This is a genomic window from Streptomyces sp. SID14478, from assembly GCF_010548525.1.
Classification (GTDB): Bacteria; Actinomycetota; Actinomycetes; order Streptomycetales; family Streptomycetaceae; genus Streptomyces.
Genome location: NZ_JAAGMG010000175.1, coordinates 1 through 7,169, shown reverse-complemented (window position 1 = coordinate 7,169; position 7,169 = coordinate 1). Strand labels below are relative to the sequence as shown.

At 72.8% G+C, this 7,169-nt stretch carries 5 protein-coding genes and 1 pseudogene; 4 read left to right on the top strand and 2 right to left on the bottom strand.

Going from position 1 to position 7,169, the window contains the following annotated elements:
- The 4 genes and pseudogenes from G3I40_RS06725 to G3I40_RS06710 all read left to right on the top strand — a co-directional run.
- A pseudogene (locus tag G3I40_RS06725) lies at window positions 1-470 on the top strand (phosphotriesterase); the annotation flags it as partial.
- Window positions 471-472: 2 nt separating this feature from the next.
- Window positions 473-1,591 carry an aminotransferase class V-fold PLP-dependent enzyme gene (locus G3I40_RS06720; RefSeq protein WP_164301240.1) on the top strand — a complete coding sequence of 373 codons (1,119 nt, stop codon included), beginning with the start codon at window positions 473-475 and terminating at the stop codon, window positions 1,589-1,591.
- Between the two features lie 6 nt (window positions 1,592-1,597).
- Entirely contained in the window at window positions 1,598-2,764 is a 1,167-nt protein-coding gene (locus G3I40_RS06715; protein WP_164301239.1) for a YhfX family PLP-dependent enzyme, read from the top strand.
- On the top strand, window positions 2,761-3,996 hold the full coding sequence (locus G3I40_RS06710) for a phosphopentomutase (protein ID WP_164301238.1): 1,236 nt from the start codon (window positions 2,761-2,763) through the stop codon (window positions 3,994-3,996). The genes G3I40_RS06715 and G3I40_RS06710 overlap by 4 nt, the downstream gene beginning before the upstream one ends.
- Window positions 3,997-4,082: 86 nt before the next feature.
- Here G3I40_RS06710 and ffh read toward each other — a convergent pair whose 3' ends face one another.
- Together ffh and G3I40_RS06700 are read right to left on the bottom strand one after the other, a co-directional pair.
- The gene (gene ffh / locus G3I40_RS06705) at window positions 4,083-5,639 is read right to left on the bottom strand and encodes a signal recognition particle protein (RefSeq protein WP_164301237.1); all 1,557 of its coding nucleotides are present in this window, start codon (window positions 5,637-5,639) and stop codon (window positions 4,083-4,085) included.
- A gap of 159 nt (window positions 5,640-5,798) precedes the next feature.
- A partial coding sequence (locus tag G3I40_RS06700) for an HD domain-containing protein (RefSeq protein WP_164301236.1) occupies window positions 5,799-7,169 on the bottom strand: 1,371 nt, incomplete at its 5' end.

The following is a 7,169-nucleotide window of genomic DNA, read 5'->3' as shown; positions in this document are numbered from 1 at the left end:
CCGCGCGGGCCGCCGGGGCCACGGGCCTGTCCGTCGCCACGCACGCCCAGCTCGGGCACGGCGGCCTCGCCCAGCTGGAGCTGCTCACCGCGGAGGGCCTGCCCCCGCACCGCGTCTGCATCGGCCACCAGGACCTCCTGGACGATCCGGCCGTGCACAAGGAACTGGCGGCGAGCGGCGCGTACGTCGCGTTCGACACGGTGGGCAAGGAGAGCTACCAGAGCGACGACACCCGGCTCCGGCTGCTGCTCAGTCTGATCGAGGCCGGGCACGCCGACAGGGCCCTGCTCAGCTGCGACATCTCCCGGCACGCCTACCTGGAGTCGGAGGGCGGCCAGGGGTACGGGCACCTGTTCCGCTCCTTCCTGCCGAAACTGCGGGCCGCCGGTGCGGACGAGGACCTGATCGACCTGATGACACGGCGCAATCCGCTGCGCTTCCTGACCGGCGCGAGCGTGGAGGAGATCTGACCATGCCCCCTGCGAACTCCCCTGCCCTTCCCACGACTCACCCTCTCGCCACCGTCCCGGTGGAGGACGCGGCATCGCGTCAGTTCCGGCTCCTGGAGTGCACGGCCGCGCACTTCGAAGGCACCGAACTGTTCAGCGCGGACGCGGGAGTGGTGCCCGGACTCGGCCGACCGCGGACGACCGCCCGGGTGGAGGCCGTGCTCGCCGACTTCTTCGGCGCCGAGGACGCCGCGTTCGTCCAGGGCGCGGGCACCGGCGCCATCCGCGCCGCGCTGAACGCGGCGGTGCGTGCGGGCGATCCTCTGCTCATCCACCGCGCGCCCGTCTACCGCACCACCGAAGTCACCCTGCGCGGCATCGGGGTCCGCACCGAGGAGGTCGACTTCAACGACCTGGAGGCGCTCCGCGCGGCGCTCGCCACCGGCCGCTTCCAGTGGGCGTACGTGCAGCACACCAGGCAGCGGCTGGCCGACTCCTACGACCCGGGTGACGTGCTCGCCGCGTGCCGGGCGGCAGGCGTACGCAGCATCGTCGACGACAACTACGCGGTGATGCGGGTTCCGGCCTCCGGCGTCGAGCTGGGCGCCGACGCCTCCTGCTTCTCCCTGTTCAAGCTGCACGGCCCGGAGGGGGTCGGCGTCGTCGTCGGCGCGCGCGACCTGGTGGAGCACGTGCGCCGGGACAACTACTCGGGCGGCGGCCAGGTCCAGGGCCACCAGGCCCTCGACGCGCTGCGCGCGCTCACGCACGTACCGGTGATGTGGGCCCTGCAGTCGAGGGTGGGCGCCGAAGTGGCCGAGCGGCTCGCGGCCGGCGAAGTGCCGGGCGTCGCCGAGGTCCGGGTCGCCAACGCACAGGACCGCTGCCTCCTGGTCCGGCTCGACCGGCCCGTGGCGCGCGAACTGCCTTCCGTGGCAGCTCGGTTCGGGGCCGCGCCCTACCCGGTGGGCTCCAACTCCCGGTACGAGATCGCGCCGCTCTTCTACCGCATGTCCAGCTCGGCCCTCGACGACGCCCCGGAGCTCGCCGACTGGACGGTCCGGATCAACCCCATGCGCGCGGGCGCCGACCTCGTCGTCGACATCCTGCGCCGCTCGCTCCACGAACTCAGCAAGGACTGACCGACCGTGTTCCTCGACAGCCTGCTCACCCGCAACCCCGAGCTGGTCGACGCCGCGGCCGACCTCCACCGGCGTGGCGCGATCCCACCGGACACCTACGTGATGGACCTCGACGCGATCGAGGGGAACGCGAGACTGCTCGCGGCCGAGGCCGAGCGGCTGGGCCTCACCCTTTGGTTCGTCGTCAAGCAGCTCGGCCGCAACCCCGAGTTGATCAAGGCCATCGCCCGTCACATCCCGAAGTACGCGGCCATCGACCCGCCCGAGGCGCGCACCCTCCACGCGACCGGCGCGCGGCCTGGCAACCTCGGGCACCTGGTGCAGATTCCACGCCGGTCACTCCCGCAGATGCTGGCCTGGCGCCCCGAGACGGTCACGGTCTACGACCTGGCCAACGCCCGGGCAGTGTCCGATGTGGCAGGCGAACTCGGCTTCGTGCAGGACGTGTTGATCCGCCTCGAAGGGGCTGAGGGGTCCGTCTACCCGGGGCAGGAGGGCGGGGTTCCGCTCGCTCTGCTCGACGAGTTCGCCGCGGCGGTGGAGCGGCTGCCGGGTGTGCGGATCGCCGGTGTCACGGCGTTCCCGTGCGTCCTGTGCGACCCGGCCACGGGTCGGCCCGCCCCCACACCGAACTTCGAGCTCGCGCTCAAGGCCCGCCAGATACTGGCCGCCCGTGGGCACGCCGGCCTCAAGCTCAGCGCTCCCAGCGCCACCGCCATGGCCACCCTCCCGCTGCTCGCCGAGCTCGGCGCGACGCACGGCGAGCCGGGCCACTCCCTCACCGGCACCACTCCCCTGCACGCCCGTGACCTCACCCAGCCCGAGAAGCCCGCGTACGTGTACGTCACCGAGGTCGCGCACACCCTCGCCGACGGCAGACCCGCGGTCTTCGGCGGCGGCTTCTACGCGCGCTCGCACATCAAGTCGGCGCTGCTCCCCCGCACCGGCCTGCGGCTGCCCGTGCAGGACGCCCCGCCGGAGAACATCGACTACTACCGGCTGCTCGACGCCCCCGCGCCCGGTGCGGACGTACGGGTGGGCGACACCGCGCTGCTCGCGTTCCGCACGCAGATCTTCGTGACGCGCTCGACGGTCGCCGTGGTGGCCGGCCTCTCGACCGGGGCGCCTCGCCTGGTCGGGCTGTACGACGCGCAAGGGAAGGCCGTCTCATGAGCAGGACCGTGATCGTGGTGGTGGACGGGTTCGGCGTCGGCGCGATGGCGGACGCGGGCGCCCTGCGCCCCGGTGACCTGGCCGCGGACACCTGCGGGCACGTGCTCGACCGGTGCCGGGAGGCGTTCGGCAGACCGCTGCGGCTGCCCGTGCTCGGCGCGCTCGGCCTCGGCCTGGTGCACCCGCACCCCGACCTGGCCCGACGCACGCAGCTGCCGGTGGCCGTGGGCAGGGCCGCGCTCGGCTACCCGGGAGCGGACACGTTCGCCGGGCACCAGACCATGATGGGCGCGGACTTCAGCCGCGTGACGGTGGCGCGGCTCGCCGAGCACCTGGACCGGGTGACGCAGGCCCTCAAGGACGCGGGGCACCGGGTCGAACTGCTCGACGGAAAGCCCCTGTTGGTGGTCGACGGCGCGGTCCTCGTGCACGACAACCTGGAGGCGGACCCCGGGATCAACTGGAACGCGTCGGGCCGGCTCGACGACCTCGGCTTCGACGGCATCCTGGCGATCGCCCGTACGGTGCGCACCGTCGCGCCGGTCGCCCGGGTCATCGCCGTGGGCGGCCACGCCGGGCAGCCCCTGGACGCCTTCGTGCGCGAGGGCGACGGCGGCACGGTCGGCCTGGACACCCCGGCGAGCGGCTTCTATCGCAACGGCGGGCTGCAGGTGCAGCACCTGGGCGCCGAGTTGGACCACACCCGGCAGCTGCCGGACCTTGCGGCGCGGGCCGGCATTCCGGTGACGCTCGTCGGCAAGGCGGCGGACATCCTGGCCTGCGAGGCGGCGCTGCGGCGCCCCGCCGTGGACACGGCCGAGGTGCTGGCGCACACGCTGGAAGCGGTGCGGGCCGACGGGCAGGCGCTGATCGTGGCCAACGTGCAGGAGTCCGACCTCGCCGGCCACCAGCAGGACGTCGAGCGGTACGGACGGATCCTGGAGCAGGTCGACGCGGGTCTCGCGGCGCTGCTGTCGTTGCTGACCGAGCCAGGCGACCGGCTGATCGTCACGGGCGACCACGGCAACGACCCGACGATCGGCCACGCCTTCCACACACGCGAGTACGTCCCGGTGCTGATCCACCGCCCCGAGGCGCCGGGCCCGGAGCTGCTGGCGGATGCCACCAGCCTCGCCGACGTGGGCGCCACGGCCGCGGCGGCACTCGGCCTCGACCCGGCGGCCCTGGCCAACGGCACGGAGATACGCGGGGCCGCCACGCGGGCCGCCTGACCACCTCCGTACAGGGGTGAGGGGCGCCCGCACCAACGAGCGCCCCTCACCCCTCCGCGTACGGAAAGGTCGTCCGACCGATGACGTCAGCCCATGAACTTCTTGAACTCGTCCGGCAGTTCGAAGTCCTTGCCCTGCTGCTCGGCGCCGGGCAGGCCGAGCGCGCCGCCCGCCTGAGCGGCGGCCTCGCGGCGTGCGGCCTCCTCCTGCTCCTGCTGCTTGCGCTTCATCGGGTTGCCGGAGCGCTGCTTGCCCTTGGCCTTCTTGGGCTGCTTCTTCGTCCGTCCTGCGCCGCCACCCATGCCGGGCATCCCGGGCATCCCCGGCATGCCGCCGCCCTGCGCCATGCGGGACATCATCTTGCGCGCCTCGAAGAACCGCTCGACCAGGTTCTTGACCGCGCTGACCTCGACGCCGGAACCCTTGGCGATACGGGCACGGCGCGAGCCGTTGATGATCGCGGCGTCCGCGCGCTCGGCCGGCGTCATCGACTTGATGATGGCGGCCGTGCGGTCGACGTCCCGCTCGTCGAGGTTGTTGATCTGGTCCTTCATCTGGGCCATTCCCGGCAGCATGCCGAGCAGCTTGGAGATGGAGCCCATCTTCCTGACCTGCTCCATCTGCGCCAGGAAGTCGTCGAGCGTGAAGTCCTGGCCCTTCTTGGAGGCCAGCTTCGAGGCCATCTTCTCGGCCTCTTGCTGCGAGAAGGTCTGCTCGGCCTTCTCGATCAGCGTGAGCATGTCGCCCATGCCGAGGATGCGGGACGCCATGCGGTCCGGGTGGAACGCGTCGAAGTCGTCCAGCTTCTCGCCGTTCGAGGCGAACATGATCTGGCGGCCGGTGACGTGCGCGATCGACAGCGCCGCACCACCACGGGCGTCACCGTCGAGCTTGGAGAGCACCACGCCGTCGAAGCCGACGCCGTCACGGAAGGCCTCGGCCGTGTTGACCGCGTCCTGACCGATCATCGCGTCGACGACGAAGAGAACCTCGTCAGGGCTGACGGCGTCGCGGATGTCCGCGGCCTGCTGCATCAGTTCCTGGTCGATGCCCAGGCGGCCGGCGGTGTCGACGATGACGACGTCGTGGACCTTGGTCTTCGCGTACTCGATCGAGTCCTTGGCGACCTTGACCGGGTCGCCCACGCCGTTGCCCGGCTCCGGGGCGTAGATGCCGACGCCGGCGCGCTCGGCGACGACGCTCAGCTGGTTCACCGCGTTCGGGCGCTGGAGGTCGCAGGCGACGAGCAGCGGCGCGTGGCCCTGGGACTTGAGCCAGTGGCCCAGCTTGCCCGCGAGGGTCGTCTTACCGGCACCCTGCAGACCCGCGAGCATGATCACGGTCGGCGGGTTCTTGGCGAAGCGCAGCCGCCGGGTCTCGCCGCCGAGGATGCCGATGAGCTCCTCGTTGACGATCTTGATGACCTGCTGGGCGGGGTTCAGCGCCTGGGAGACCTCCGCGCCGGCCGCGCGCTCCTTGACCTGCTTGATGAAAGCACGCACGACGGGCAGCGCCACGTCGGCTTCCAGAAGGGCGATCCGGATCTCACGCGCCGTGGCGTCGATGTCCGCCTCGCTGAGGCGACCCTTGCCGCGGAGATTCTTGAATGTCGCTGCGAGGCGATCGGAAAGAGTGTCGAACACGGCGGTCGCGAATCCTCGGGTCGGGTGGCTTTACGTACAGGGCGCTTTCCAGAGTATCGGGCGCGCCGCGCTGGGTCAGCGCCCCGTCGACGGCGCAGGGAACTACCCACCATGCCATGGACGACCCGCAATCCGTCCAGGCTCCTCGCACGACGGACCTCAGGCCCCCTCCGGACCGGCCTGCAGCGCCCCTTCCAGAGCCCGGGTCACCGAGACCGCCTCCTGCGACGGCAGCGGCGCCCCTTCGGGACCGGTGACGTAGAACGCGTCGACGGCGTTGGCACCCAGCGTGGAGACGTGCGCGGAGCGCACCCGCACGCCACAGGCGTCGAGCGCCCGCCCGATGCGGTGCAGCAGACCCGGTGCGTCCTGGGCCCGCACCTCGATGACGGTCGCGAGATGGGAGGCCGCCGGGGCCACGGTGACCCGGGGCGGCGGTGCCACGACCCCGCGCCGTCGCGGGTACGCCGCGTCGCGCTCGGCCAGCCGCGCCGCGATGTCGAGCGAGCCGTCGAGGGCACGTACGAGATCGGCACGGAGCCGGGCCGCCTGGGGCAGGGAGCCGTACTCGGCGGCGACCCGCCAGTTCAGCAGCAGCACCGAGCCGGCCGCTGCCCGCTCGCCCTCCCCCGGCTGAAGGAGCCGGTCCTCCAGGGGCAGGGCACGCAGCTCCGCCGCGCGCACGGCAAGCCGGTGCATGGCGAGCACCCCGGCCACGGCGGGCAGCACGCCCGGCTGGTCCGGTACGGCGATGAGCAGTTCGACGCCCAGCGGTTCGGGCGCGGCCGGCTCGGCGGACTCCTCCGACGAGGGCACCGCCTCCGTCTGCGCCCGCAGCGCGAGCACCGGCCCGCCCGTGCGGAACGCCTCGATGGCGAGCCGCTCCTGTTCGGCGGTGGGTTCGGCGGCGTCGGGGTCTACGGGCTCGTCCCCCGTGAGCACCCCCGCAACCCGCTTGACCAGATCGGCCACCAGCGAGCCGCGCCATGCGGACCACGCGGCGGGGCCGGTGGCCAGCGCGTCCGCCTCGGTCAGCGCGTGCAGCAGCTCCAGCGTCCCGACCGAGCCGACGGCGTCCGCGACGGCCCGTACGGTCGCGGGGTCCTCCAGGTCGCGCCGCGTGGCGGTCTCGATCAGCAGCAGATGGTGGCGGACGAGGCAGGCGAGGACGGCGACGTCGCTGCGGTCGAAGCCGACCCGTGCCGCGACGTCCCGCGCGATGATCTCGCCCGCGACCGAGTGGTCCCCGGGCCAGCCCTTGCCGATGTCGTGCAACAGCGCGGCGACGAGCAGCAGGTCGGGCCGCCCCACGCGCCGGGTCAGCTCCGACGCGCGTACGGCCGTCTCGACGAGGTGCCGGTCGACGGTCCAGGTGTGCACGGCGTTGCGCTGCGGCCGGCAGCGGACCCGCTCCCAGTCCGGCAGCAGCCGCGTGATCAGCCCCTCGGCCTCCAGCGCCTCCCAGACCTCGACCGTCGGGCGGCCGGCGCCGAGCAGCGTCACGAGCTGTTCGCGGGCCTCGGCGGGCCA